This is a genomic window from Staphylococcus caeli (genome assembly GCF_900097965.1).
GTDB classification, from domain to species: domain Bacteria; phylum Bacillota; class Bacilli; order Staphylococcales; family Staphylococcaceae; genus Staphylococcus; species Staphylococcus caeli.
Genome location: NZ_FMPG01000011.1, coordinates 44,061 through 70,330, shown reverse-complemented (window position 1 = coordinate 70,330; position 26,270 = coordinate 44,061). Strand labels below are relative to the sequence as shown.

Genomic DNA, 26,270 nt, shown 5'->3' with positions numbered 1-26,270 from the left:
ATTAGTTTAATATAACTAATTCTAATATTATTAATCTGCTAATTGATTTACAATTTCTCTATTAAAATCATCTAAATCGTCTGGTGTACGGCTAGTAACAATATTCTTATCTACTACGACAGATTCATCTACAACTTGTGCGCCAGCATTTGTTAAATCTTTACGTACATTTAATACTGCAGTTAATGTACGGCCATTTAAGTCGTCTGTATCGATAAGAATTTGTGGGCCATGACAAATGGCAAATGCAGGTACATCATTCTTAGTGAAGTATTTAGCGAAAGTACCGTATCTTCCTTCTGCATCTCCACGTAAATGGTCTGGTGAGAATCCTCCTGGTATTAATAAACCATCGTAATCTTCAGGTTTCGCATCTGCAATACTAACATCTACTGTAACCTTTTCACCGTGCTTACCAACAATTTCACTATTTGCTTGGTCACCAATAACGACTGTTTCATGTCCTGCTGCTTCAATTGCTTCTTTCGGACTTGTTAATTCGCTATCTTCAAATTCATTTGTTGCTATGATTGCTACTTTTTTAGCCATTATGAATCACCTTTCTCTATTTAAGTTCTATAATTTATATAGACAAAATTTCAAAGGATTAAACATCATATTTAACTATAAAGTTTACTAATTATGCTTCAGATGAATTAGAAACTGTCTTAACTTTTTCTTCAAGTTGATCAAGCAAACCAATCCACTCATCTATATCCTCTACTCTTACTTCATCTGGATTCACATGATCGATATCTTCAATAAACTTTTCTAATCTCGCTCTAATTTGCTCAATGGTTTGATTTTCATTCATTTAAAAATGACTCCTTTTTATATGATAGTATTATCCTAACACGGATTTGACAAATTTTGGTATAGTCTTAATAATATTATAGGGAAATCTTTATAAAGACTAGATATTAAATGATTTCAAATGACGTTAGTGAATTGGGATTGCATATATTTAAAGGGAACTTATGTAATCCACTTTTCTATATCAAAGTTAAACGTACAGTAATCATTACCCATAAAGAAAAAAGTTAATTAGAAGGAAGTTTAAAATTATGTTGAATTTGCATACGTCGAATGTCAAAAAGCCAATTTCAATCACAAACGACCCGTGGGAAGCGTATAATGATATGCGGGACCACAATCGTTTAACATTAAGTAATATTGAATTTACTACGACTAATTTATGCAATATGCGTTGTAGTCATTGTGCAGTTGGTTATACTTTGCAAACGACAGACCCAGACCCATTACCGATGGATTTAATCTATCGTCGTCTAGATGAAGTGACAGATTTAAAAACCATGTCAATCACAGGCGGAGAACCTATGTTTTCAAAAAAATCGATTAGAAATGTGGTTAAACCACTGTTAAAATATGCGTTTGATCGTGGCATATATGTTCAAATGAACTCAAATCTTACATTACCTTTAGACAGATATTTAGAAATTGCTGAATATATCGATGTTATGCATATCTCACATAATTGGGGAACTATTGATGAATTTACAGAAGTTGGATTTGGTGCAATGGACAAACAGCCTCCGCTTAAAGCAAAATTAAAATTATATGACCAAATGTTATTAAATGCGAGCACTTTATCGGACCAAGGTATGTTTGTTTCTGCAGAGACAATGTTGAATCAAAGTACCGTTCCACATATGGAAAAGATACATAACGAAATTGTTCATGATATGAAATGTCAACGTCATGAAATTCATCCAATGTATCCTGCCGATTTTGCAAGTCAATTAGAAGTACTTTCTTTAAAAGAAATGAAAACTGCAATTCATCATTTGCTAGATATTCGTGATCCCGATTTATGGATGCTTTTTGGTACATTACCAATATATCCATGCATTAATGATGAACAGGATCAAGCGTTACTACAACGCTTGAGAGAAGCACCTAATGTAACTATGCGTAACGATCCTGATGGTAGAAATAGATTGAATGTGAATGTATTTACAGGAAATGTTATTGTCACTGACTTTGGTGATGAAAATGGTACAATTTCAAATATTAAAAATGACAAACTCCCTGATGTATTTAATCAATGGCTTGCATCTCCATTAGCACAATCATTAAATTGTCATTGTTCCGCATTTAATTGTTTGGGGCCTAATGTTCTTGTGAAAAACATGTATTATCCTCAAACTAATTTCAAAGAACAAGAACGTAAAATGCATCAAATTTATACAATGTCATAATATAAACTAAGAAACGCCATAGACAACAATGATCTATGGCGTTTCTTATATTGATTTATATAATATTTTATTCTATCTTTTGTGCATTTGATAAGAATTCAATCGTCTGTTTACTTTCTTGTCTACGCTCTTTTCTTCGTTTAACGCGTGCAGGTGCAGTATCGTGAAACCACATCTCTGTTTGCGTTTCAGGATAAACTTCAGGAACGTCTTGTGGTTTTCCTTCTTCATCTAATGCCACAAAAGTTAAAAAACTCAATGCTGCTAAATGGCGCTCACTTTTTACAACATCCTCAATGATAATCTGTACGCATACTTCCATAGATGATTTACCTGCATAGGTTACCATCGCTTCATACGACACAATATCTCCTGTTTTTATTGGTTTTAAAAAGTCTACTGAATCCGTTGATGCCGTTACTACTTGCGAATTACTATGTTTAGTCGCTGTTATTGCAGAAATTTCATCAACATTTGCCATCAACATCCCACCAAACATTGTATGTAAATGGTTGGTATCTTGCGGGAAGACTTGTCTTTCCTTAACACTTCTTGATTCAGACATTGATTTACGTTTTACATTCCCCATAATATAATCATTTCCTTTTCTCTTTATCCAAATAAATGTATGTCATCAGATTTATAATGAACCGTAATTTACCATTAGATTCAGATTATTCTATTTTGACCAATTTCCTTTTTCAAACACGAGTTCTTCAGTATCATCTTGTGTAATACCATAAATAGTCAAATCCGGACTACCTATCATAAAGTCAACATGCACAAGTGAATCGTTTAAGCCATGTGCTAATTTTTCCTCAGTAGTCATTTCTGTACCACCTTCAACATTAAATCCATATGCTGAACCTAAAGCGATGTGGCAAGATGCATTTTCATCAAATAACGTATTATAAAAGATAGTATTACGATTTGAAATTGGAGAATCATCTGGCACAAGTGCTACTTCACCAAGTCTACGTGCACCTTCATCTGTACTAAGTAAATCGCGTAACACTGCTTCACCTTGTTCTGCTTTAAAATCTACAACTTCACCATCTTTAAACGTTAAAGTAAAGCCATCAATAATATTACCGTTATGACTCAATGGTAATTTATTTGTGACGTGACCATTTACATTTAAACGATGTGGTGCTGTAAACACCTCTTCAGTTGGGATATTAGCAACAAATGCCTGACCTTTACTTGTATAACTCGTCGCATCTTCCCAAATGTGTCCTTCTGGTAAGCCAATGACTAAATCAGTACCTTCTGATACATAATGTAAAGCCTTATAATTTTTATTCTGTAATCGTTGCGCATGTTTGCTTAAATTTTGGACATGGTTTTTCCAATTTTCAACTGGATCATTACCATCGACACGTACAATATCCAATACTTCATCGATAAATTTGCTATAAGCCTCATCAATTGAAAGTTCAGGGTAAACACGCTTCGCCCATGCTTTCGATGGATAAGCCGCAACACACCATGGAAACTGGTTCTTCTGACTTGCTTCCATATAATCCTTATATGCCGTTGAATATTGTCTTTGATATGTTGATAATTTATCACTATCTATTCCGTTTAATAAATCAGGATCTTGAGTGATGAGCGCCAAATTAGCTGCTCCTCTATGTACATAGTCCATACGTTTTTCAACATCATATGCTTTTACTTCATTATTTTGAAAATGATCTTGTGATTCATATTCAAACTTCAAACGTGTTAAACGGTCATCACTGTAGTCTACTTTCACGTCAGATGCTCCACGTTGATATGCCGCTTCTACGATATAATGTGTTAATTCTAAAGCATCTACACTAGAACGAATGAAAACTGGCTGCCCCTTTTGAACATTCATGCCTACACCAACCAATAATTCCGCATATTGCTGAAGTTTATCTTGTAATTGTGTCATTAACTTGTTCCCCCTTTTATTTACGAATTTGACCAAGTGCATCGGCAATCGCTGACGCTTCACTTGGTGTGAATGACGCTTTCGATGTCACATATTCATGTATTTCACGAATTTCTTGTTCATCGGCAGATTTATATTTATCTGGATCAATTAAACTTTGATTCACAAGATTTAAACGATCACGAATTTCTTCTATCATTTGCTCTATTGTTTTTGCCACGTTATTCACCTCTTTTTCAATTTATTCTATCAAATTTGTGTATCTTGTAAAACTTTTACCACCATTTCCCTTTTGAAATGATTAAAAAAGCATTAAAATGGGAATGAAGACTATATAAACTTGGAGGTACACAAATGATTACAGTAGCATTCGTATGTTTAGGTAATATTTGTCGTTCACCAATGGCCGAAGCTATTATGCGACAAAAATTATTAGATAGAAATATAGAAGATATTAAGGTGACCTCTAGAGGTACTGGTCAATGGAACTTAGGCGAACCACCTCATGAGGGTACTCAAGCGATTCTAACAGAACATGATATACCTTTTAATGGCATGATTAGTGAATTATTTGAGTCAGATGATGACTTCGACTATATCATTGCGATGGATCAAAGTAATGTTGATAACATTAAACAAATTAATCCAAATCTTAAAGGTCAATTGTACAAACTATTAGAATTTAGTGATATGAGTGAAACAGATGTACCAGATCCTTATTATACAAATAATTTCGAAGGCGTATATAAAATGGTACAATCATCTTGTGATAATTTAATCAATTTTATAATTAAAGATGCTAATTTAAGAGAGGGGTAACACATCATGCAAAACAAATTAATTCCAGGAATTTTATTAGGTGCAGTAGTCGGAGGCGTAGCTACACTTGCTGACAAATCAACGCGTCAATCATTAAAACAATCAATCAAAGATAGAAAAGAAGGTACACGCTCACAAAAACCTTCAGCGATTAATAACATTAAAGATGAAGTCTTTTATTGGAAAGATGTTGTTGAAGAAATCAGACGCAATAATCCTGAATTAGAGCGTACTTTAAAAGATGCTAAAAATACGTTTGTTGAACGTAAAAACAATCGTTTAAATGGTTAATACTGAACTTAAGGGTTTGAATTAGATATCTTTTGCTATTTCATAATTAAACTAATAGGTATCTAACATACATGTGGGGGCAGGAAATCGAAATCAAAGTAATCAAGTTGATTTCAGTCCTGTCCCCTTTTATGTACTGCTATTTTTCATTTTCAAATAAATAATCATACAACACATATTTACCTTACCTACAATTTAAAGTATATTTAAAGGTATATTAAAAAATTTAATACATAAGGAGATTTGATATGTCTAAAAAAGATAAAACAACTTCTAATTTTCTCAATGAAGCAAAGAATGACGAAGTAGAAGATAAACAATCCAATGAACAAAACGGTTCGCAAATCGAACGTGACCGTACATACATTACGCCTGATGAATTTAAATCAAAAACACCAAAGAAAGACAATCAAGCGTTCTTTGTATCACGCATTAACAAACCAGCAAAATACACGAAAGATTCGAATTTCTTTTCTTATCTAGTGTACAGAATCGGTAAAGATGACGCATCTGGCCTATCTGCACAGTTATCATATTATTTCATGTTATCTTTATTCCCGATGTTACTATTCTTATTATCAATCGTGCCAGTTGTTGGAGTCAAACAATCGACAATTAGAGATTTAATCAAAGAACATGTTCCACATGATTATGCACCACAAGTTTCTAGTATCATTGGTGACATTATGGACAATGCCAGTGGCGGTTTACTATCTGTCGGTTTAATTATGGCACTTTGGTCTGCCTCAAACGGAATGACTGCATTAATGAATGCCTTTAATGTTGCTTATGATGTCGAAGATAGCCGTAACTTTGTCGTAGCTAAGTTATACAGTGTGTTATTTACTTTAGCCATGATTGTGGTTATGCCAGTTGCACTTGTCTTACCAACATTTGGTCAGCAAATTGGTGATTTATTATTTGGTCCAATTGGATTGGGTGATCAAGTAAAATGGGTATTTGATGTAATACGTTTCGTATTACCAGTTATCGTTGTTTTAATCGCCTTTATCGTATTATATACCTTGGCGCCAAATGTTAAGATTAAACTTATGTCAGTTATACCTGGTGCCATTTTTGCGACAATTGTATTCTTAGGTGGTTCATTCTTATTTTCCATTTACATTTCGAATTTTGCCAATTACTCTAAAACATACGGTAGTATCGCAGGTATCATCATCTTGATGTTATGGTTGTATATTACAGGATTTATTATTATTATTGGTGCTGAAATCAATGCAATCTTCCATCAACGTAAAGTTGTATCTGGTAAAACACCAGAAGAACAAACTTTAGATGATATTGAACATAACCGCAATACTTCAGTCGCTAACAATGAAACTGAAAGCGACAATGACAATGATGATAAACAGGATAACGATACATCTATCAATAAAGGTTAAGCGTTAGACTTATAATTACAAATACCCACGGAACATTAAAATATTCCGTGGGCATTTTTATCTTATAAGGTTTTACTGGATTAAGTTATGCTGAAATGCATAAATAACCGCTTGTGTTCTATCTTGAACTTCTAATTTACTTAATATATTACTAACATGTGTTTTTACAGTCTTAATTGTAATATGAGACGCACTCGCAATTTCTTGATTAGAATAGCCTTTAGCAATCAATAATAGAATTTCCATTTCACGCTCAGTTAACATTTCATATAACTCTGCACGTTGTTTCATTCTATTTCTCATTTTCACTAATACTTCCGCTTCAAATACAGACTCGTTATTGTATGTTTTACGGATTGCTTCAGCAATATCACTTGCACTCGTAGTTTTTAATATATAACTGTCTACACCAGAATCTAATGCACGATACACTTCTTGATCCTCAATATAACTTGTCAGCATTACTACTTTTATATGTGGTAAATCTTTTTTTACTTGTTCAGTAGCTTCAACACCATCCATATCATCCATAAGTAGATCCATTAAGATTAAATCTGGATTCAGTTGATGTGCTTTTTCAATTGCATCTTTACCTGACTTACCTTCCCCTACTACATCAATATCTGATTGTGTAGATAAATAACTAGAAATACCTATTCGAACCATTTCATGGTCATCAACAAATAATACTTTAATCGTCATTTGAATCCTCCTTATTTAATGGTGCTTTAACCTCAATTCTTGTGCCTGCATCTGGTAAAGAAACAATATGAAACGTCGCACCTATTTCTAACGCACGTTCGCGCATATTTTTCAGTCCATAGCTTTGTTCAACCTTATCATCAACATTAAACCCTTTACCATTATCTTGTATACGTAACAATAAATATTCTTCTCTATTAAACAATTCAATCGTCACTTTTGTACCTTTAGAATGTCGTAACGTATTAGATATTGCTTCTTGAGTAATGCGGAATAAATGGTCCTCAATACCTTTAGGCACTTTAAACTCTTCTATATCATGCACTACTTTCATAGGTACTTTTTTCTGCAAATCAACTACCAAGTCTTTAATACCTTCACCTAAAGATTTATCTTTTAGTCCAATTGGTCTTAAGTGTAAAAGTAACGCACGCATCTCTAATTGAGAATCCTGTATCATTTTTTCTAATACTGGTATTTGCTGATCAAGGGGCGCCTTTAACTCAGTTTCTTTTATCGCTGACAACATCATGCTGGCAGCAAATAACTGTTGGCTTACCGAGTCATGCAATTCTCGTGCTAGCCGTTGCCGTTCATCTTCAATGATTTTTTTCACTTTAACGTCATTGATATTATATGATTCATTAGTTAGATTTTGTGTCTTCATACGCAATCTATGTACTTCTTGATTTAATGGAACCAGGGTTTGATATAAATCAATCGTTTCATTATATAATTCAATATTCTGATCATTGATGCCTACCGTCTGTCCTTCGATAGAACGTTCGATTTGGTCTTTCAGCCAATGATTCTGTTGGTTGATTTTATATGCCAATACAGATCCTACTATAATACACAGTAATACGACCAATATATTTATAAATAGTAATACTGGTATGCCAAATATTTGAGTATAAATCATACCTTGAAAATACATAACATTCACAAACACTTTATCTATAAAGAATATTGCAAAGAATGTACTATATACCAAAATGAGCATTGAACCTATGGCTCTAAAGTAGTGATTCATTTATAAATCACCTCAACATCACCTAAAAATGATGAAACGTAAATATTGACTGCATAATTCTCTGCTTTAGTCTCTTCAACCACTTTAATATTATTATTTTCAACTTTATATGATGTTTCATTTACATATGCATTGCCATATAATGTTGTGAAATGCAAATTAATATTGTAATTTAAAGGAACTATGATTTGAACTTTTCCTACAATATGACGAATCACTAGTGTGTTGTTCTCTTTAATATTCGCTGCTTTAGACATGTCAATGTGGATGTCACCAATACCATGTTGTATTTGTAAATCTTCCCATTTATATACATATACTGGCGTACGTTGTTCACCGAACCATTTTTGTTTGATAAATTCTGGTGATTCTACTTCTTCTTCCGTAGCTGTAACTTTTAGTGGTTTAAATCTATAAATAATATATCTTACGATGAGTACAAGTAAAAATACAAATAATATAATAATTGTGTATTTATTAGAAAGTAAGGTAAACGCAATGAGCAATGCACCTATCCAAAATGCAAGTAACCCACGCACCTTATGAAAGTATATATAACCCACATAAACTAAAATACATCCTAATAATAACACAAGTAAAAAACCAATTTTTTCAAAGAAAATATAGTAAAAATTGGCTATAATCATTAATGCTGTAAACACAATAAGCATTTCTGTGGATATATACTTATGAGTCATGTTTCGCCACCTTTCTTCAAGCGACTAAACTGATCCGTTCAATTAAATCACATTCAGTTTCAACATTGGCACGTTCAACTGCTCTTTGTGATAAATCCGTTTCAATTCGCGCATAATCTGCTTCCATTTCATTTAATTGTTGTTTTATACTTTCAATTTCTGAGTGTTCAATCTTTTGTGCACAATAAATGTATGTTTCATCTATCATGTCAATATATTTATTCTCTAATGATAGTGTTAAGCTGTCAATTAAATTGCCAACATAAACTTTTCTTTCAATTAAATAATTAATATACATTTCAATACTTCTTAATTTTTTATCTAAATATTGTCTATATTCTACTAAACTTGTATATACAGAGTTTTTAGTTACTTTTTCTAAATAAGACGTAATATAATTCATAGAATCACCTCATGCTGGATTAGATTCTATTATAAAAAATATCCGGAACCTTAGGTATAGGCTCCGGAACCATCTTATATTAGGACTTTAGACCGAAACACTATCTAATCTATTTTAGTAGTTAATACTGGTCCATCTTTTGTCACAATGACTGTGTGTTCAATTTGTGCAACAAAGCTTTTATCGCTTGTTTCAAATGCCCATTCATTTTTACCTTCTGTGACGAATGTTGCTTTTGTAGAGATAAATGGTTCAACCGCAATGACAGTACCTTCTTTTAACAATGTCTTGTCTTTAGGTTCATAATAATTCATCACATGGTTAGGTGCTTCGTGTAATGATTGGCCCACGCCATGACCAGTCAAATTCTTAATAACTGTCAGGTTATTTTTGCGTGCAGTTGCATGGACTGCTTTACCAATTTGGCTTAATTTCGCACCTGGTTTAACACGAGTCATTGCTGCTTCGAATGCTTCTAGTGCAACATCACAGACTTTTTGTTTCAATGGATCATCCGCTTCACCTACGACGAATGAAATGCCTGTATCCGCATAATAGCCATCTTTCAGTGCAGATACATCTATATTTACTAAATCTCCTTCACGAATCACTCGTTTACCTGGGATACCATGCGCTACTTCTTCATTAACACTAATACATGTTTGACCAGGAAAGTTTTCATCATGGATGGGTGCAGAAATTGCACCATGTTTTTCGAACAAATCTTTTGCAATATCATCCAATTCTTTAGTTGTTACGCCTGGTTTAGTGGCAGCTTGCATTGTATCTCTGATAAGTGCACATATGTAGCCAATCTCTTTTAATGCTGTTAATTCTGCTTCTGTTTTTACAATCATATTATCCCGTTCCTTTTTGAAATTTATATTCTTACTTATTATAGCAGACTTTTTTTGATATAATAAATTAGAAAATTTTAACACGTATAGTTTAACATGTTGTTAAATGAATCGCATCACTCTAAAGCAATTCGTGAATTAAGCATGCTGATACGTATAACAGGAGTTTTAATATGAAAGACATATGGTACAAACGCATTATCGGGGCACGTACGATAAAGACCGGTTTAGCGACGTTTTTAACGGCATTATTTTGTTTAGCCCTTAATTTAAATCCAATTTTCGCAATTTTAACCGCTATCGTAACAATCGAACCAACCGCAAAGGCTTCTTTAAAAAAAGGCTATAAACGTTTACCCGCTACGATTATAGGTGCGCTATTTTCAGTGGTCTTCACGTTTATATTTGGAGATCAATCTCCTTTTGCTTATGCTTTTAGTGCAACCTTTACGATTATTCTATGTACGAAATTGAATTTACAAGTCGGTACAACTGTAGCCACATTAACAGCCATGGCAATGATACCCGGAATACATGAGGCATACTTCTTCAATTTCTTCTCAAGACTATTAACTGCCATCATCGGTCTCGTAACGGCAGTGTTGGTCAATTTTATTATCTTACCACCCAAATATTATGACCAAGTAGAATCAACCATAAATTTGACCGAATCAAAAATGTACACACTGTTTGAGCTTCGTATGCGTCAATTATTACTAGGTAAATTCACCAAAGGCGCACCTTATCATCAACTGAATCACCTCACTGATTTAAATCAAAAAGTTGAAACTTTATTGTCATATCAGAAAGATGAACTTAGTTATCATAAACATCATGATTCAGAATGGTATCGCCTTAAATCACTGACAACTCGTGCGCACACTAATCGGTTATTCATTACACATTTATCAAACTTAGTATATTTACCTAAAGATACCAACATCACTTTTACGAATGAAGAAAAAATGGCAATATTAAGTATTGCCCAAAGTATAAGTTTGATTTACACGACAGGACATTTCGAACGTAAACAACAACATGCCTCTTTACTTAAAATGTCTGTAAAAGGTCTAGATGAATTTGACGATAACCAACTCAAAAGCCACATTATATATGAGATTCTCTTAATTTATCGTATATTAGACCATCGTTTTGCATAACACTTGATTTCAACCATAACAAAAACGCGTTCTTGTCATAGTGCCTTTTTGCACTTGTTAACAAGAACGCGTTTTTTATTATTTTTGCTTTTTGGTAACGCGATCAACAATCACTTGTTTTGCTGCTTCTTCTTCTGTATTGTCGACCTGTTTAGGTTCAAAAGCGAAACCTTTACGTTCACATGCTTTTTCTAATAAATAATCTGTAATTTCATGATTTTTAGGTAAAATAGGCCCATGTAAATAGGTACCTAACAGATTTTTATAATGAATACCCTCTTTAGCATCGTCATCATTATTACCAAAACCATGTGTAACTTGACCTAACGTACCAAATGAATGGTACGTTCGACCTCCGTGATTTTCAAAACCAACGATTGTTCCAAACGTTTCACTTTCAATAACAATATCACCTGTAAGACGATCTGTTTGAGACTCTGTATAGAAATCTAAGATGTTTAAACCAGCTAATTCCGTACCATCAGGTGTAATATACTTACTGCCTAAGAATTGATAGCCACCACAAATAGTGAGTCCTGGCATCCCATCTTCAATTGCATCTTTCAAGATGTCCTTTATCTTACTGAGTTCTTTCGTCGCTAAAGTTTGTTCTCTATCACTACCGCCACCAATAAAGAAGATGTCGCAATCATCAAGTGTTACACCCTCTGTTTCATTCACATCAACGACTTTCAATTCAATATTACGTAACTTGGCACGTTGTTTTAATGCGATAATATTGCCAATATCACTATATAGATTTAATTTATCAGGCATAAAATGATATACAGTTAATTCATTCATTTCGATTTGACCTCCTCAAACGAGTGGTTAAGTTGTTCCAACATTGGTGCGAGTGATGTGTAATTAGGTATCGCTACTGTAAAACTATTTTTATAATCCATTGTTTTAGCGGTCGCTTTATAGATATCTTTTTCTAAAATGACCGGTACTGTAACACCAGCTAATTTTAATCTTAATTGTAATTCTTCTGCTCTTGTACCTGTTACAATAATCGTTTCAATGTTTTGTCGCGTTAATTTTTCAAAATCTGCATCGTATATCCAAGACGTATCACGTCCATCTGCAGCATTATCATTCAGACTCATAACATAGACTTTACTTCCCTCTAATTGTTCACCAACGGATAAACTTGCATTCATACCTGCTGGGTTCTTAGCAAGGTTAATCATAGCTTCTTTATTGCCCTTTTTAAAATACTGCATGCGTCCATTATCAGAAGTATACGTTTCAAAGCCAAGACGAATAGCTTCATCATTCAGTCCTAATTCTCTTAATACCGTATATGCCGCAATCGCATTATAAGTGTTGAAATCACCTGCGATTTTCATATTAAATGTCGTTGAACCAACATTTAAATTAATAAATGGTGTTAACGTAAATGACGACACTTCGTATTTAGTATCTTCACGTTTGAAACCACACTCACAGTGATAATGTCCGATTTGATTATAATGAATATAGTCATAATGTAATAATCGACCACAATTTGGACAATAACGACTTTCATTCATTGTACTTTGTTCAAACTCATGTGCGTGTGCTTTCATACCATAGTATTCCACGCTATCGCTCGCAATTTTTAACCGACTCACAAATGGATCATCCGCATTTAATAGCAATTTAATGCCTTTATTACTAATAGCTTTAGCAATGTTATTAACCATAATATCAATCTCACCAAAGCGATCCATCTGATCACGGAAGAAATTTGTTACGACCATCATTGTCGGTGTAACCTCATTAAGTACTCGTGGAATAGAACCCTCATCTATTTCGATGACTGCAATTTTAGTATTTTTTTCATTTTGCAAAATGAACGCAGATGTAATACCTGCAGCCATATTGGCACCTTCATTATTATGTATGATGTTAATATCATTGGCTTTTAATGTATGACCGATTAAATTAGAAGTCGTAGTCTTCCCATTTGTACCACTTATAAATACAATCTCATCTACTTGAGATGCTAATTTTCTTAATATATTTTTATCCACTCTTCTAGCAACTTGACCTGGCAAGTCTGTACCTTTTTTCCCGGCAACTTTACTCACCTGTCTCGCCAACTTTGCTAAGCGTGTCGCAGTCCAATGTCTCATTTAGTTCCTCCTCTACTCTATCACTCAAATATTATAACATGATTGTGTTGTATTCCAAACAATTCTCAATTCAAATTATGACTGGATTTCCCATTGAAAAGAACACATGATTTACTACTGCATATCGTTTTGCTATACTATAAAAAAAGTATAGGAGGCTCATTACTTATGTTAAATGAAGAATTATTAAATGCTTTAAATGAACAAATGAATCACGAATTCTTTGCTGCACATGCATATATGGCAATGGCTGCATATTGCGATGACAATTCATATGAAGGTTTTGCGAATTTCTATATTCAACAAGCAAAAGAAGAACGATTCCACGGTAAAAAAATCTATGATTATATCAATGATCGTGGTGGCCATGCATTATTTGCATCAATCCCAGCACCTAAAACAGAATTCAACAGTATTTTAGAAACGTTTGAGGATGGCTTGGCACAAGAACAAGATGTAACGCGCAGATTTTATAACCTTTCTGATTTAGCAAATCAAGCCAAAGATTATGCAACCATTTCATTTTTAAATTGGTTCTTAGATGAACAAGTTGAAGAAGAAGCAATGTTTGAAACACACATTGATTATTTAAATCGTATCGGTGATGATAGCAATACGCTTTATCTTTATGAAAAAGAATTAGCTGCCCGTTCATTTGACGAAGAAGCATAATATGCCATTGTAATAAATTTATAACTTAAGTTTTGTCTCAAAAAGACGCATGCCTATTAATAAGCATGCGTCTTACTTATGTAGCATTTAATTATATATGGATATTAATGCCCTTATCCGTTGTATACAATTCTCGTGCTTGACGGTTAGAAATTATTTCTTTAAAGTCATAGCATATTCATTTATAGAAAGGACACTAACATCATGCACTCAGATGCTTTTATTGCTTTAGATTTTGAAACTGCCAATGGTCAGCGCACAAGTATTTGTTCTGTCGGAATGGTGAAGGTGGTAAACCATCAAATTACAGAATCCTTTTACACATTAGTAAATCCAAAAGATTACTTTTCCCATCAAAATATTGCCGTACACGGTATCCAACCCGAAGATGTAAACGATGCACCTACCTTCGATAAAGTCTTTCCCTATATGATGCAATTTATTAATGATTTACCCGTGGTGGCACATAATGCTGCATTTGACATGAACGTGCTTCATGCAAGTATTAAAGCGTCAGGATTTACTACGCCTGATATGACTTATTTTTGTTCACTACAACTTGCGAGAAGAACAGTAAATCATCATCGTTATGGTTTGAATTATATGATGCAATATTACAATTTAGATTTTCACGGACATCATGATGCACTTAATGATGCTAAAGCTTGTGCTATGATAACATTTCGCTTACTTAAACATTATGATAATTTAGAAAGTATGCTTCGCGTTTATGGCAAAACATTAAAAGATAAAGATTGATAGTTGTCGCAATATTTCCTTTAATGACTTTTATCTAGATATAATCATAAATCGTCATATTTTCATATGTCGCCTTTTCAAGATTACCCACTGTAACACCTACAAGCCGAATAGGTATTTCAGGGTCTTTTAAATCTGTATACAAATCATAAGCAATATTGTAAATATCTGTTTCTGATCGTACAGGATCACGTAAACTACGCTGTTTAGACAATGATTCAAATTTAAATGTCTTAATTTTAACTGTTACCGTTTTTCCAGATTTCTGTAACTTTGCAAGTCTCTCTGCTGTTTTATGACTGAGCTCCCAAACTTTTTGCAAAATCGCTTCATCATCGTTCATATCCGTTGCAAATGTTCGCTCTGTACCTACTGATTTTCTAATTCTCGTAGATTTAACCGGATTATGATCGATACCTCTTGCTTTATTATAAAGTCCATGACCACGTTTACCAAATAGCCTTATTAAATCGCGCTCACTTTGATCATATAAGTCCTGACCAGTATAAATATCCTGTTCATGCATTTTTTGCTTAGAAGCCTTACCTACGCCTGGAAAATCACCAATATCTAATCTCATTAATATTTCATGCACATTATGATAATCAATGACGGTAATGCCATTAGGTTTATTCATGCCACTCGCCAGTTTAGCAAGAAATTTATTGTAAGATACACCCGCAGATGAGGTGAGTTGCGTCGCTTCGTAAATATCTCTACGTATATATTGAGCTATGCTTGATGCTGGTAAGTCTTGCCTTACAAGGTGTGTAATGTCCAAATAAGCTTCATCCAATGACAATGGTTCTACAATTTCTGTATAACTCTTGAATATTTTCATAATTTTATCTGATGCTGCTTTATAAGCTTCAAACCTAGGGGTTACATAATAACCATTGGGACAAAGTTTATGTGCTTGCGCAGTCGGCATGGCAGAGTGTACACCAAATTTCCTTGCTTCATATGACGCTGTAGATACAACACCTCTCCCACTTGCTTTACCGCCAACAATAACTGGCTTACCTTTCAATTTAGGATTGTCTCGCATTTCTACTTGTGCGAAAAAGTAGTCCATATCAATGTGAATTATTCTTCTTTCTGACATTACGTTCACCTCCCTACAACTTTATTGAGTCATTTTGACTTCTATTCGTTAATATATTACATGGAACTTAGAACAATATCTTAAAATTTGCTCAAAAAAAGAGCTAGTGCTTAACTATTTTAAAATATTGTTTGAAACGCGCAATCAATATTCTATCATTAAGCAACTAACTCTTTAAGTTGATGTGTCATTCAATTAATCTTATTCTATTTCAGTTTGAAATCCATGTGTAGGCGATTGCGTATAGTACACTATACCTTCATCTGTATCTTCAATTAATTGCACATTTTTATTTAATACTCCTGTCAAGAAATACATATCCATCACGCAATAGCCAATGTGGAAGCATGCAATAAAGATGATAGATGAATATGCGTAGTATGAAAATAGTAAAAATAAGGCACTTGTTATTATGACTAATGGTGCTAACATAATCGTGATATATTGCCATTTTTTAAAATACACATTGGGCATATGTGTCGTAATCATACCTAGTCTAAATCTATACGTAGGTTTATTACCTTTGGACAATAACCTAAACATTACGTTATGAATAATCTCATGTAAGAAGTATACAAGCGTAAAGCCTATAATTCCGTAAACAATATTTAATATGATGTTTTGTTCAATAACATGGGTCATCGTATACGCCATTTTATAAAACAATAATATACTAATCATCACAACTGCAAATTGAAATAAAATAAATCCCTCAAGTGCTTTCTTACTAGAAAACAAATCAATTTTAAACATTAGCCAGCCCTCCACATCATTCAATTCTTACCTAGAGTATACAACGATTTCCACCGCTGATAAAGAGCTTTTAATGAAAGTAAGTCGCTTGTAATTGAACTTTAACAAACTTTCTCGATTTGCAATATATTGAAATAATCGCCCAACAAAATATTAATTAATTTTACAAAAACTATATATTTAACACTATTTTATCACAACTCAATTAATAAGATGTTTCCCATTAAAGTCGTTCAAATTGAGCTACAGTTTCTACATGTGTTGTATGTGGAAACATATCTACAGGTGTAATTTGTGTAAGTTTATATTGTTGAGCTAATACTTGTGCATCACGCTGCTGCGTAGATGGATTGCAAGAGATATAGACGATCTTTTTAGGATTTAATGTTAATAGCGTTTCTAAAAATGTTTCGTCGCAGCCTTTTCTAGGTGGATCAACCATTACAACATCCGGTTTGATTCCTTCTGCTTTCCATTTTAAAATAACTTCTTCTGCCTTACCACAGACAAAAGTAGTATTTTCAAATTGGTTTATGGTCGCATTTTGTTGCGCATCTGCAATCGCCTCTGGAACGACTTCCACTCCATACACATGTTTCGCTTGAGGCGCCATATATAACCCAATTGTACCAATGCCACAATACGTATCTAGTACTGTTTCTTCGCCCTGTAACTCTGCATAGTCTATCGCACGTTGATATAATTTTTCCGTTTGCACGGAATTAATTTGATAAAATGATTGGTCATTTATTTTAAATGTAACATCAGATAAAGTGTCAATAATTTCATCTTTGCCATATAGTGTATAAGAATGTTGACCCATAATGACATTTGAATGCGTATCATTCACGTTATGTTTAATACTTACAATATCTGGAAAATGTTGTTTCAAACGTTCTGTTAATATATCACTTTGCTTGAATTTTTTGCCATTAGTTACAAAGATAACCATAAGTTCTCTGGAATGATGACCCGTTCTAATCACAACATGGCGCATTAAACCTTGTTTCTTATGTTCATTGTATACACTCACATTTAATTCATTGAAACATACTTTTAGTTTGTTAATTACTTCTTGATGTATTTGATCTTGAATTAAACATTCATCCATATCGATAATATCATGGCTACGTTGACGGTAAAATCCGGTAATGACTTTATTTTCATTATTTTTTCCTACTGGAATTTGAGACTTGTTTCTGTAATACCATGGGTTATCCATGCCAATCGTGTCATGAATAATCGCATCTTTAAAGCCTGCCTTACGCTGAAACAAATTAACCACTTGCGCTTTTTTCATCTCAAGTTGTGCCTCATAAGTCATATGCTGTAGCTGACATCCACCACATTTATCATAATAGACACATGGCGGTTCAATTCGGTCTTTACTTTGTTCTTTAATGTCGATGAGTTTACCAATTGCAAAATTCTTCTTTACTTTAATTACTTTAAAATCAATCGTTTCGTCAATTAAGGCATTCGGTACAAAAATCGGATAACGGTCAAATTTAACCACACCATGACCTTCATGCGTTAAATCTATGACTTTTCCTTCTAGAATTTCATTTTTTTGAATTGCATTCATGCTTTCACCCCATATTAAAAGAGGTTAGGGTGTTTGATGACTGCCTAACCTCGTCTCTTAATCTGTTTGTATACTATTGTTCTACGATTTCATCATTTTTAACATCGTTCGGTGTAAACACTTCGATGTGCTGTTTTAAATTCAAGAAGTTTCCTGGCAGTTTCCCACCATACTCTCCATCAACATTTAATTGCATATCAGTAAACGATGATATGCTTATAGCTTTCGCTTTTTTATAATGTACTTTAGGATGTTTTGTATGCTCACCTCTTGAAGCTAATGTCATGATATGCCCCAATTCAGCAAGGTTAGCTTTTTCCACAATAATCAATGTAAAGTAACCATCATCTAATTTCGCATCCGGGACTAATTTTTCAAACCCTGCCATAGAATTCGTCAATCCTAATAAGAAGAGCATCGCTTCACCCTGAAATACATTATCATCATATTCAATTCGGATATCAACTGCTTTCATTTGAGGCAACATTTCAAATCCTTTAATGTAATATGCGAATGGCCCGACAATTGATTTTAATTTACTAGGTGTTTCATAGGAGACCTGTGTTAATTGACCACCTGCTGCTAAATTAATGAAATAACGGCTATTCATTTTCCCAATATCTACACGTGTTATATGTCCTTCTATGATCACATCTATTGCGCTCATAATGTCACTAGGTAAATGTAATGCGCGGCCAAAATCATTCACTGTCCCCATAGGAATAATGCCTATACTAGGTCTGTTTGGTTTCTCAGCAATACCATTGATGACTTCGTTTAATGTACCGTCACCACCTGCGGCAATCAATACATCATAATTTTGGTCTAAGCTTCTCACTGCTTCAGTTGTCGCATCGCCAACTTTTTCTGTTGCATATGCACTTGTCTCAAAACCCGCTTTTTCTAATTTTATTAAAACATCAGGTAATGTACGTTTAAATAGTTCTTTGCCTGACGTTGGGTTATAAATGATTCTAGCTCTTTTTCTCATAATTTATCCCTCGACTTCATATACTCATTATCTATCTTATATGATTTACAAAGAGGATAAAAGTATTTTAGGCTAGATTTCAAAGAAAATATTAAACAGACACGCAATTAAAAGAGAGCGGAGAAGAAATCAAATTCTCTAATAATGATTTCGTAGTTCCACTCCCTATTATGGATGACTAAGATTGTTAAGTTTACCAAAGCTGAAGCACATGAATAAGTCGCACTACATAATGAATTAAGCAGTGAGACTTTACATTTTCAATTCAGTCATCTACAACCTAATTGAATCGAGCCTGAGACATCTATTTATGTCCCAGGCTCTATGTGACTTTCTAATTATCTTTTATCTAATTCTTGTTTCAATAATTTGTTAACGAGTTGCGGATTAGCTTGACCCTTAGATGCTTTCATAATTTGTCCAACTAAGAAGCCCATTGCTTTACCTTTACCGTTTTTATAGTCTTCAATAGATTGTTCATTATTGTCTAAAGCTTCATTTACAAATTTAAGAAGTGTAGCTTCATCAGAAATCTGAACTAAGCCTTTTTCTTCCATGATTTGTTTCGCATCCCCACCATTTTCAGCTAATTCTGGGAACACTTTCTTAGCAATTTTACTGCTCATCGTACCGTCTTCAATTAATTTAATCATACCAGCTAAGTTCTCTGGTGTTAATTTAGTATCTAAAAGATCGACTTGATTTTTATTTAGATATTCATTGACGCCGCCCATTAACCAGTTAGACGTTAATTTAACATCTGCACCTTCAGCGATGGCACCTTCGAAGAAATCTGACATTTCTTTTGTAAGTGTTAACACATGTGCATCGTAAGCTGGTAGTCCGTATTGATTAACATATTTTTCTTTTCTTTCATCAGGTAATTCTGGAATAGTTTGACGCACACGTTCTTTCCAAGCTTCATCCACATAAAGAGGTACGATATCTGGTTCAGGGAAGTAACGATAATCATCTGACCCCTCTTTAACACGCATGAGCAATGTCTTACCTGTTGATTCGTCAAAGCGACGTGTTTCCTGTAAGATTTCTCCACCATTTAAAAGTTCTTCTTCTTGACGTTTTTCTTCATATTCAAGACCTTTACGTACAAAGCTAAATGAGTTTAAGTTTTTAAGCTCTGCTTTTGTACCAAATTCTTCTTGACCGTATGGACGCAATGAAATATTGGCATCACAACGTAGAGAACCTTCTTCCATCTTACAATCAGATACACCCGTGTATTGGATGATTGAACGTAATTTTTCTAAATAAGCATACGCTTCTTGTGGTGAGCGAATATCAGGCTCAGATACAATTTCGATTAACGGTGTACCTTGTCTGTTTAAATCTACTAAAGAATATCCATCTTTATGCGTAGATTTCCCAGCATCTTCTTCCATGTGTAAGCGTGTAATACCAATACGTTTTGTTTCTCCATCAACCTCGATATCAATATAACCATTTTCACCAATTGGTTGGTCGAACTGAGAAATTTGATAGGCTTTTGGATTATCTGGGTAGAAATAATTTTTACGGTCAAATTTTGATTCTGTAGCAATATCCATATTTAGTGCCATTGAAGCTCTCATTGCCCAATCAACTGCACGTCTATTAACAACTGGTAATACACCAGGATATGCAAGGTCAATTACGTTTGTATTTGAGTTTGCTTTTGCCCCAAAATGCGCCGGCGCTGGAGAGAACATTTTAGAGTCTGTTTTTAGCTCAACATGGACCTCTAGTCCAATAACTGTTTCAAAATGCATGATTTCCACTCCTTATAGGTTTTTATATTCATTATGAAAATTAAATTTTGTTTCATATTGGTAAGCGACACGATATAACATTTTTTCATCAAATGGTTTCCCTATAAATTGCAAACCAATTGGACGACCATTAGCTTGACCACACGGCACTGAGATACCTGGTAATCCTGCTAAGTTTACTGGCGTTGTTAGTAAGTCATTCGCATACATAGTAAGTGGATCATCAATTTCTTCACCTATGTTAAATGCAGTTGTAGGTGTAGTTGGACCAACGACAACATCATAGTTTTCAAAAATACGATCAAAGTCATTTTTAATTAAAGTTCTAACTTTTTGAGATTTTTTATAAAATGCATCGTAATATCCTGAACTTAATGCAAATGTACCTAAGAATATACGACGTTTTACTTCTTCGCCAAATCCTTCACTTCTAGACATCTTGTATAATTCTTCCAATGAGTTTGCTTCTGGAGAATGGTAACCATATCTAATGCCGTCGAAACGAGACAAGTTAGATGAAGCCTCTGATGAAGCAATAACATAATAAGAAGGAATACCATATTTCGTGTTTGGTAATGATACTTCTTCTACAGTTGCACCTAAGTCTCTTAGTGTTTCAACTGCCTCTTTCACAGATGCTTTCACTTCGTCAGATACACCTTCACCTAAATATTCAGATGGAAGTGCAATTTTCAAGCCTTTAATATCTTTTCCAATATCTGAAGTGTAATCCGCATCATCAACAGGTGCACTTGTTGAGTCATTTTCATCAAGACCTGTAATAGCTTCTAATACTAAAGCATTGTCCTTAACGCTACGCGTCATTGGACCGATTTGGTCTAAAGAAGATGCAAATGCAACTAATCCAAAACGTGATACACGACCATAAGTTGGTTTCATGCCAACAATACCGCAATATGCTGCTGGTTGACGAATTGAACCACCTGTATCTGAACCTAAACTAAATGGAACTAAACCAGCCGCAACTGCAGCTGCAGAACCACCTGAAGAACCACCAGGAACTGCTTTATGATCAAATGGGTTTACTGTTTTTTTGAAATAAGATGTTTCAGTAGATCCACCCATAGCAAATTCATCCATATTTAATTTACCAATGAGAACCGCTTGTTCGTTATGTAATTTTTTCATTACAGTCGATTCATAAATTGGCACAAAACCTTCTAACATCTTACTTGCACACGTTGTTTCAACGCCTTCAGTAATAATGTTATCTTTGATTCCCATTGGAATACCAAATAATTTCCCATCCATTTGGTCTTTCTCTTGTAACGCATCTAATTCTTGCGCTTTTTTAAGTGCATTTTCTTTATCTAATGCAAGAAACGATTTGATTGTTGGATCCGTTTCTTCGATTGCATCATATATATCACTGACTACTTGTGATGGCTTAATTTCTTTTTGTTTGATTAAATTAATCAAATTTTCTACTGATTCATAACGGATCGTCATCTTAAGCGTCCTCCTCATTCATGATAGCTGGTACTTTAAACTGTCCATCTTCAGTTTCTTTAGCATTTTTTAATGCAAGCTCTTGAGGAATACCCTCGATTGCTTTATCATCGCGTAATACATTTTGTAAATCTAAAACATGATAAGTTGGTTCAATTTCACTTGTTTCTGCTGTATCTATTTGATTCGCAAAATTTAAAATACTTTCCAATGTATTTTGCATTTCTGTCGTTTCATCTTCAGTAATTTGAAGTCTAGCTAAATTTGCTATATGTTCAACTTCTTCTCGTGTAACTTTAGCCATTAAATAAAAGCCTCCTTTTTACTCATTCATTACAAAATTGTACCAAAATTCTGCCGAAAAATCTAAGTATTTCAATAATAACAATAAATTATGCTGTTATTTTATTTTTATATTTTGATTATAGCAATCACTGTAAAATCATTGTTCACAATCCATCGTTTTATCAACTTACATAATATGCATAATAAATCATTGATTTTTATATTTTGTGTAACAATTCACTTAATAATTGTAAGCGCTTAACAATATGTTTTTAAAAACATTTTAGTTAGTCTTTTAAAAATAATACTACTCTATTTATAAATTACATTGTATAATCATTCATGTAGTATATTTTAATTTTTCAAAACAAAGGGAGATGATAAACATGCTGACTTTAGGCACGTCATTAGCCAATCAGGTTCAAGCGAGTTGGCAAACTTATATTATGATTGTTGTGTATTTTATAATTTTACTGATTATCGGTTATTATGGTTACAAACAATCTACAGGTAATTTAAGTGAATTTATGCTTGGTGGCAGAAGCATTGGACCATATGTAACTGCACTTTCAGCAGGTGCATCTGACATGAGTGGTTGGATGATTATGGGGTTACCAGGTTCAGTATATAGTACTGGTTTATCTGCGATGTGGATTACGATTGGTCTATCGCTTGGTGCATATGTAAACTATTTTGTTGTTGCACCACGACTTCGTGTGTATACAGAATTAGCTGGTGATGCGATAACGCTACCTGACTTTTTCAAGAATCGTTTAGATGATCGCAATAATTACATAAAAATTATTTCAGGATTAATTATTGTAGTCTTTTTTACACTTTATACGCATTCAGGATTTGTGTCAGGCGGTAAATTATTTGAAAGCGCATTTGGTCTAAATTACCATTGGGGACTAATCATCGTTGCAGCGATTGTCATATTCTATACATTCTTTGGAGGATATTTAGCAGTTTCCATTACTGATTTTTTCCAAGGTGTAATCATGCTTATCGCGATGGTTATGGTACCTATCGTGGCGCTTATTGAACTGAGCGGTTTAGATACGTTTAGACAAGTTGCTGAGATGAAACCTACAAACATGAATTTATTTAAGGGGACAACTGTTTTAGGTATTATTTCATTATTTGCATGGGGACTTGGTTATTTTGGACAACCTCATATTATTGTACGATTTATGTCGATAAAAACACACAAGCTATTACCTAAAGCAAGAAGATTGGGCATCAGTTGGATGGTCATTGGTTTGCTTGGAGCTGTTGCAGTCGGCCTCACAGGTATTGCATTCGTTTCTGAGCGTCAAATCAAGTTGGAAGACCCTGAAACACTGTTTATTGTTATGAGTCAAATTTTATTCCACCCACTGGTTGGTGGATTCTTATTAGCAGCAATTTTGGCAGCAATTATGAGTACGATTTCTTCTCAATTACTTGTAACTTCAAGTTCTTTGACAGAAGACTTTTATAAATTGATTCGTGGTGAAGACAAAGCACGTGAGCACGAAAAAGAATTTGTAATGGTTGGACGCTTATCTGTATTATTGGTTGCCATTGTTGCCATATGGATTGCTTGGTCACCAAATGATACAATTTTAAATCTTGTAGGTAATGCTTGGGCAGGATTTGGTGCAGCATTCAGTCCATTAGTCATATTCTCACTTTATTGGAAAGGACTGTCTCGTGCAGGTGCCTTATCTGGTATGATTACAGGTGCTCTTGTCGTAATTATTTGGATTGCTTGGATTAAACCACTTGCATCAGTTAATGAAATATTTGGCATGTATGAGATCATTCCTGGCTTTATTGCAAGTGTAATTGTCACTTATGTCGTTAGTAAATTAACGAAAAATCCTGGTGATTTTGTCGAACGTGATTTAGAAAAAGTGAAACAAATTATCAAAGAATAACTAGTTAATATACGCTAAAAACGCTGTATAGCTTGTTCACAAATGTGTGAACACTATACAGCGTTTTTATTTTGATATTTGATTTTAATTCATAATTAAGGCCATAAATACTTCATATTTCATTTATCTCTAGTTATTATTTTTATAAATGTGAACCTGAGGCTCTTTATCATCTTTCGTCTTACTTATGAGTGCTTTTGGATTATTGCCATCTTTAATATGAATTTCATATGCATCGATGCCATCGAAATATTTTTCCGCTTGTTCAGTCACATATTGTGTGATACCAATTGTTTCTGCTTTACCATAATAATCAATTGGTACATCTACGGATAATTGCTTCGCTTTTTTGTTATCGAATTTAACGGTACCTACTGCTTGTGTAAAGTTATTAAAGTATGATTGTAAATTATCATTGAATTGTTTGAAATCTGAGTTTAGATTTTCATCAATTTTTCCAGCTTCTTCAGATGGTAATAAGGCTGTTTTTTGTTTAATATCTTTCCAATCATTTATACGCGTTTTACCTTCTTCTACCGTTGTACCCGCTATAAATTCACCTGGTATGATGGAATTTTCACCGGATTGTTTATAAATCGCAAAGTGAATTGGTATGTCCTTTAATCCTTTATTCTCACGAAATCTAGATAAAAGCTCACCCGCCATTTGTTTACCTTGTTTTTTAATTTCTTTATCATCTAAATCTTTACTATATGTTTCGCCGTTTTTCTCTTTTTGATAATAATACGTACTATTCATTGCCAAACCGATTGTCATACCTTTAATTTTTTTGCCTTTGGTATCACCACTACCATAGAAATCTTGTTCTAAAATGTTGGACAGATATGCGGGTGAATTTTCAGCAATTTTTTCTGGGTCCGTTTCACCTTTGTGTGACGGATTTAATCCTAGGTTTTCATTAGCTTTTTTCTCTTTGCGTTCACTTTCATCCATATCGTCAATTTCAGATTTAGTATATTTCGGACTTAAAAATGCATTAATCATGTCTTTATCTAAATATTGTCCATCTTGATATAGATATTCGTCTGTTGGAAATACACTTTTACTTAAGTCTAAAAGACCATTTTCAAAATCTTCTCCATTATAACTATTTGCCATGTTATCTTGTAACAAACCACGGGCTTGGCTTTCTTTAAAAGGTAGAATCGTTCTATAGTCATCACCTTGAACATTTTTGTCAGTAGCAATTTCTTTTACAGAACCAGATTCTTTTTCCTGAGCCTTGTCATTAGATGGCGCTTTAGATTTTTCATCATTTTGGCCACATGCTGATAACACAAAAATTGCTGAAATGAAAAGTATAATCGCTCGTTTCATG

Annotated in this window: 28 protein-coding genes; 8 read left to right on the top strand and 20 right to left on the bottom strand. The window is 33.7% G+C overall.

The window, feature by feature from the left end; all coding sequences use genetic code 11:
- Nucleotides 1-30: 30 nt before the first annotated feature.
- Entirely contained in the window at nt 31-549 is a 519-nt protein-coding gene (locus tag BJS11_RS10390) for a type 1 glutamine amidotransferase domain-containing protein (RefSeq protein WP_069996124.1), read from the bottom strand.
- Between the two features lie 91 nt (nt 550-640).
- A complete protein-coding gene (locus BJS11_RS13630; protein WP_142351588.1) occupies nt 641-814 on the bottom strand; it encodes an SE1561 family protein in 174 nt (57 codons plus the stop codon).
- 250 nt (nt 815-1,064) lie between these two features.
- On the opposite strand from BJS11_RS13630, the gene yfkAB reads away from it, so the two are divergent.
- Complete coding sequence (yfkAB, locus tag BJS11_RS10385; RefSeq protein WP_069996123.1) at nt 1,065-2,219, top strand: radical SAM/CxCxxxxC motif protein YfkAB; 1,155 nt, start codon at nt 1,065-1,067, stop codon at nt 2,217-2,219.
- 67 nt (nt 2,220-2,286) lie between these two features.
- On the opposite strand, the gene BJS11_RS10380 is transcribed toward yfkAB, so the two are convergent.
- The 3 genes from BJS11_RS10380 to BJS11_RS10370 form a co-directional block, all read right to left on the bottom strand.
- Nucleotides 2,287-2,808 (bottom strand): acyl-CoA thioesterase, encoded by a 522-nt coding sequence (locus BJS11_RS10380; RefSeq protein ID WP_069996122.1) that lies wholly within the window; start codon nt 2,806-2,808, stop codon nt 2,287-2,289.
- A gap of 90 nt (nt 2,809-2,898) precedes the next feature.
- On the bottom strand, nt 2,899-4,137 hold the full coding sequence (locus BJS11_RS10375) for an aminopeptidase (protein ID WP_069996121.1): 1,239 nt from the start codon (nt 4,135-4,137) through the stop codon (nt 2,899-2,901).
- Nucleotides 4,138-4,153: 16 nt separating this feature from the next.
- Entirely contained in the window at nt 4,154-4,357 is a 204-nt protein-coding gene (locus tag BJS11_RS10370) for a DUF1128 family protein (RefSeq protein ID WP_069996120.1), read from the bottom strand.
- Nucleotides 4,358-4,491: 134 nt separating this feature from the next.
- On the opposite strand from BJS11_RS10370, the gene BJS11_RS10365 reads away from it, so the two are divergent.
- From BJS11_RS10365 to BJS11_RS10355, 3 genes are all read left to right on the top strand, one after another.
- The gene (locus tag BJS11_RS10365; RefSeq protein WP_069996119.1) at nt 4,492-4,956 is read left to right on the top strand and encodes a low molecular weight protein-tyrosine-phosphatase; all 465 of its coding nucleotides are present in this window, start codon (nt 4,492-4,494) and stop codon (nt 4,954-4,956) included.
- Nucleotides 4,957-4,962: 6 nt separating this feature from the next.
- Complete coding sequence (locus tag BJS11_RS10360) at nt 4,963-5,247, top strand: hypothetical protein (RefSeq protein ID WP_069996118.1); 285 nt, start codon at nt 4,963-4,965, stop codon at nt 5,245-5,247.
- 248 nt (nt 5,248-5,495) lie between these two features.
- Nucleotides 5,496-6,650: a YihY/virulence factor BrkB family protein gene (locus tag BJS11_RS10355; RefSeq protein ID WP_069996117.1), complete on the top strand. Its 1,155-nt coding sequence runs from the start codon at nt 5,496-5,498 to the stop codon at nt 6,648-6,650.
- A gap of 72 nt (nt 6,651-6,722) precedes the next feature.
- Here BJS11_RS10355 and vraR read toward each other — a convergent pair whose 3' ends face one another.
- The 5 genes from vraR to map form a co-directional block, all read right to left on the bottom strand.
- The gene (gene vraR / locus BJS11_RS10350; RefSeq protein WP_069996116.1) at nt 6,723-7,352 is read right to left on the bottom strand and encodes a response regulator transcription factor VraR; all 630 of its coding nucleotides are present in this window, start codon (nt 7,350-7,352) and stop codon (nt 6,723-6,725) included.
- Complete coding sequence (vraS, locus tag BJS11_RS10345; protein ID WP_069996115.1) at nt 7,342-8,385, bottom strand: sensor histidine kinase VraS; 1,044 nt, start codon at nt 8,383-8,385, stop codon at nt 7,342-7,344. The genes vraR and vraS overlap by 11 nt, the downstream gene beginning before the upstream one ends.
- Nucleotides 8,382-9,083 carry a cell wall-active antibiotics response protein VraT gene (vraT, locus tag BJS11_RS10340; protein WP_069996114.1) on the bottom strand — a complete coding sequence of 234 codons (702 nt, stop codon included), beginning with the start codon at nt 9,081-9,083 and terminating at the stop codon, nt 8,382-8,384. Before vraT ends, vraS begins: the two co-directional genes overlap by 4 nt.
- Nucleotides 9,084-9,099: 16 nt before the next feature.
- Nucleotides 9,100-9,486 (bottom strand): hypothetical protein, encoded by a 387-nt coding sequence (locus tag BJS11_RS10335; RefSeq protein WP_069996113.1) that lies wholly within the window; start codon nt 9,484-9,486, stop codon nt 9,100-9,102.
- A gap of 104 nt (nt 9,487-9,590) precedes the next feature.
- Nucleotides 9,591-10,343 (bottom strand): type I methionyl aminopeptidase, encoded by a 753-nt coding sequence (map, locus tag BJS11_RS10330; RefSeq protein ID WP_069996112.1) that lies wholly within the window; start codon nt 10,341-10,343, stop codon nt 9,591-9,593.
- A 173-nt stretch (nt 10,344-10,516) separates the two neighbouring features.
- On the opposite strand from map, the gene BJS11_RS10325 reads away from it, so the two are divergent.
- A complete protein-coding gene (locus BJS11_RS10325) occupies nt 10,517-11,503 on the top strand; it encodes an FUSC family protein (protein ID WP_069996111.1) in 987 nt (328 codons plus the stop codon).
- Nucleotides 11,504-11,581: 78 nt separating this feature from the next.
- On the opposite strand, the gene gatD is transcribed toward BJS11_RS10325, so the two are convergent.
- Complete coding sequence (gatD, locus tag BJS11_RS10320) at nt 11,582-12,307, bottom strand: lipid II isoglutaminyl synthase subunit GatD (protein WP_069996110.1); 726 nt, start codon at nt 12,305-12,307, stop codon at nt 11,582-11,584.
- A complete protein-coding gene (gene murT, locus BJS11_RS10315; RefSeq protein WP_069996109.1) occupies nt 12,304-13,623 on the bottom strand; it encodes a lipid II isoglutaminyl synthase subunit MurT in 1,320 nt (439 codons plus the stop codon). Before murT ends, gatD begins: the two co-directional genes overlap by 4 nt.
- 168 nt (nt 13,624-13,791) lie before the next feature.
- On the opposite strand from murT, the gene BJS11_RS10310 reads away from it, so the two are divergent.
- Both BJS11_RS10310 and BJS11_RS10305 read left to right on the top strand, forming a co-directional pair.
- The gene (locus tag BJS11_RS10310; RefSeq protein ID WP_069996108.1) at nt 13,792-14,295 is read left to right on the top strand and encodes a ferritin; all 504 of its coding nucleotides are present in this window, start codon (nt 13,792-13,794) and stop codon (nt 14,293-14,295) included.
- Nucleotides 14,296-14,499: 204 nt separating this feature from the next.
- Entirely contained in the window at nt 14,500-15,054 is a 555-nt protein-coding gene (locus BJS11_RS10305) for a 3'-5' exonuclease (RefSeq protein ID WP_069996107.1), read from the top strand.
- Between the two features lie 34 nt (nt 15,055-15,088).
- On the opposite strand, the gene dinB is transcribed toward BJS11_RS10305, so the two are convergent.
- The 7 genes from dinB to gatC form a co-directional block, all read right to left on the bottom strand.
- Nucleotides 15,089-16,159 (bottom strand): DNA polymerase IV, encoded by a 1,071-nt coding sequence (dinB, locus tag BJS11_RS10300; protein ID WP_069996106.1) that lies wholly within the window; start codon nt 16,157-16,159, stop codon nt 15,089-15,091.
- Nucleotides 16,160-16,360: 201 nt separating this feature from the next.
- Nucleotides 16,361-16,912 carry a DUF3267 domain-containing protein gene (locus tag BJS11_RS10295; RefSeq protein WP_069996105.1) on the bottom strand — a complete coding sequence of 184 codons (552 nt, stop codon included), beginning with the start codon at nt 16,910-16,912 and terminating at the stop codon, nt 16,361-16,363.
- Between the two features lie 223 nt (nt 16,913-17,135).
- Nucleotides 17,136-18,497, bottom strand: a complete 1,362-nt coding sequence (gene rlmD / locus BJS11_RS10290; RefSeq protein WP_069996104.1) for a 23S rRNA (uracil(1939)-C(5))-methyltransferase RlmD — start codon at nt 18,495-18,497, stop codon at nt 17,136-17,138.
- Nucleotides 18,498-18,570: 73 nt separating this feature from the next.
- Complete coding sequence (locus tag BJS11_RS10285; RefSeq protein WP_069996103.1) at nt 18,571-19,488, bottom strand: diacylglycerol kinase; 918 nt, start codon at nt 19,486-19,488, stop codon at nt 18,571-18,573.
- Nucleotides 19,489-19,826: 338 nt separating this feature from the next.
- Complete coding sequence (gene gatB, locus BJS11_RS10280; protein ID WP_069996102.1) at nt 19,827-21,254, bottom strand: Asp-tRNA(Asn)/Glu-tRNA(Gln) amidotransferase subunit GatB; 1,428 nt, start codon at nt 21,252-21,254, stop codon at nt 19,827-19,829.
- 12 nt (nt 21,255-21,266) lie between these two features.
- Nucleotides 21,267-22,724 carry an Asp-tRNA(Asn)/Glu-tRNA(Gln) amidotransferase subunit GatA gene (gatA, locus tag BJS11_RS10275; RefSeq protein ID WP_069996101.1) on the bottom strand — a complete coding sequence of 486 codons (1,458 nt, stop codon included), beginning with the start codon at nt 22,722-22,724 and terminating at the stop codon, nt 21,267-21,269.
- 1 nt (nt 22,725) lies between these two features.
- On the bottom strand, nt 22,726-23,028 hold the full coding sequence (gatC, locus tag BJS11_RS10270) for an Asp-tRNA(Asn)/Glu-tRNA(Gln) amidotransferase subunit GatC (RefSeq protein WP_069996100.1): 303 nt from the start codon (nt 23,026-23,028) through the stop codon (nt 22,726-22,728).
- Nucleotides 23,029-23,395: 367 nt separating this feature from the next.
- Here gatC and putP point away from each other — a divergent pair, with 367 nt between their 5' ends.
- The gene (gene putP, locus BJS11_RS10265) at nt 23,396-24,931 is read left to right on the top strand and encodes a sodium/proline symporter PutP (protein WP_069996099.1); all 1,536 of its coding nucleotides are present in this window, start codon (nt 23,396-23,398) and stop codon (nt 24,929-24,931) included.
- 129 nt (nt 24,932-25,060) lie between these two features.
- Here putP and BJS11_RS10260 read toward each other — a convergent pair whose 3' ends face one another.
- A complete protein-coding gene (locus tag BJS11_RS10260; RefSeq protein ID WP_069996098.1) occupies nt 25,061-26,269 on the bottom strand; it encodes a CamS family sex pheromone protein in 1,209 nt (402 codons plus the stop codon).
- Between the last annotated feature and the right edge of the window lies 1 nt (nt 26,270).

What these genes read in the sequence shown, in the direction of transcription:
- BJS11_RS10390 (WP_069996124.1), bottom strand. Translation starts at nt 549, where the DNA reads ATGGCTAAAAAAGTAGCAATCATAGCAACAAATGAATTTGAAGATAGC.
- BJS11_RS13630 (WP_142351588.1), bottom strand. Translation starts at nt 814, where the DNA reads ATGAATGAAAATCAAACCATTGAGCAAATTAGAGCGAGATTAGAAAAG.
- yfkAB (WP_069996123.1), top strand. Translation starts at nt 1,065, where the DNA reads ATGTTGAATTTGCATACGTCGAATGTCAAAAAGCCAATTTCAATCACA.
- BJS11_RS10380 (WP_069996122.1), bottom strand. Translation starts at nt 2,808, where the DNA reads ATGGGGAATGTAAAACGTAAATCAATGTCTGAATCAAGAAGTGTTAAG.
- BJS11_RS10375 (WP_069996121.1), bottom strand. Translation starts at nt 4,137, where the DNA reads ATGACACAATTACAAGATAAACTTCAGCAATATGCGGAATTATTGGTT.
- BJS11_RS10365 (WP_069996119.1), top strand. Translation starts at nt 4,492, where the DNA reads ATGATTACAGTAGCATTCGTATGTTTAGGTAATATTTGTCGTTCACCA.
- BJS11_RS10360 (WP_069996118.1), top strand. Translation starts at nt 4,963, where the DNA reads ATGCAAAACAAATTAATTCCAGGAATTTTATTAGGTGCAGTAGTCGGA.
- BJS11_RS10355 (WP_069996117.1), top strand. Translation starts at nt 5,496, where the DNA reads ATGTCTAAAAAAGATAAAACAACTTCTAATTTTCTCAATGAAGCAAAG.
- vraR (WP_069996116.1), bottom strand. Translation starts at nt 7,352, where the DNA reads ATGACGATTAAAGTATTATTTGTTGATGACCATGAAATGGTTCGAATA.
- vraS (WP_069996115.1), bottom strand. Translation starts at nt 8,385, where the DNA reads ATGAATCACTACTTTAGAGCCATAGGTTCAATGCTCATTTTGGTATAT.
- vraT (WP_069996114.1), bottom strand. Translation starts at nt 9,083, where the DNA reads ATGACTCATAAGTATATATCCACAGAAATGCTTATTGTGTTTACAGCA.
- BJS11_RS10335 (WP_069996113.1), bottom strand. Translation starts at nt 9,486, where the DNA reads ATGAATTATATTACGTCTTATTTAGAAAAAGTAACTAAAAACTCTGTA.
- map (WP_069996112.1), bottom strand. Translation starts at nt 10,343, where the DNA reads ATGATTGTAAAAACAGAAGCAGAATTAACAGCATTAAAAGAGATTGGC.
- BJS11_RS10325 (WP_069996111.1), top strand. Translation starts at nt 10,517, where the DNA reads ATGAAAGACATATGGTACAAACGCATTATCGGGGCACGTACGATAAAG.
- gatD (WP_069996110.1), bottom strand. Translation starts at nt 12,307, where the DNA reads ATGAATGAATTAACTGTATATCATTTTATGCCTGATAAATTAAATCTA.
- murT (WP_069996109.1), bottom strand. Translation starts at nt 13,623, where the DNA reads ATGAGACATTGGACTGCGACACGCTTAGCAAAGTTGGCGAGACAGGTG.
- BJS11_RS10310 (WP_069996108.1), top strand. Translation starts at nt 13,792, where the DNA reads ATGTTAAATGAAGAATTATTAAATGCTTTAAATGAACAAATGAATCAC.
- BJS11_RS10305 (WP_069996107.1), top strand. Translation starts at nt 14,500, where the DNA reads ATGCACTCAGATGCTTTTATTGCTTTAGATTTTGAAACTGCCAATGGT.
- dinB (WP_069996106.1), bottom strand. Translation starts at nt 16,159, where the DNA reads ATGTCAGAAAGAAGAATAATTCACATTGATATGGACTACTTTTTCGCA.
- BJS11_RS10295 (WP_069996105.1), bottom strand. Translation starts at nt 16,912, where the DNA reads ATGTTTAAAATTGATTTGTTTTCTAGTAAGAAAGCACTTGAGGGATTT.
- rlmD (WP_069996104.1), bottom strand. Translation starts at nt 18,497, where the DNA reads ATGAATGCAATTCAAAAAAATGAAATTCTAGAAGGAAAAGTCATAGAT.
- BJS11_RS10285 (WP_069996103.1), bottom strand. Translation starts at nt 19,488, where the DNA reads ATGAGAAAAAGAGCTAGAATCATTTATAACCCAACGTCAGGCAAAGAA.
- gatB (WP_069996102.1), bottom strand. Translation starts at nt 21,254, where the DNA reads ATGCATTTTGAAACAGTTATTGGACTAGAGGTCCATGTTGAGCTAAAA.
- gatA (WP_069996101.1), bottom strand. Translation starts at nt 22,724, where the DNA reads ATGACGATCCGTTATGAATCAGTAGAAAATTTGATTAATTTAATCAAA.
- gatC (WP_069996100.1), bottom strand. Translation starts at nt 23,028, where the DNA reads ATGGCTAAAGTTACACGAGAAGAAGTTGAACATATAGCAAATTTAGCT.
- putP (WP_069996099.1), top strand. Translation starts at nt 23,396, where the DNA reads ATGCTGACTTTAGGCACGTCATTAGCCAATCAGGTTCAAGCGAGTTGG.
- BJS11_RS10260 (WP_069996098.1), bottom strand. Translation starts at nt 26,269, where the DNA reads ATGAAACGAGCGATTATACTTTTCATTTCAGCAATTTTTGTGTTATCA.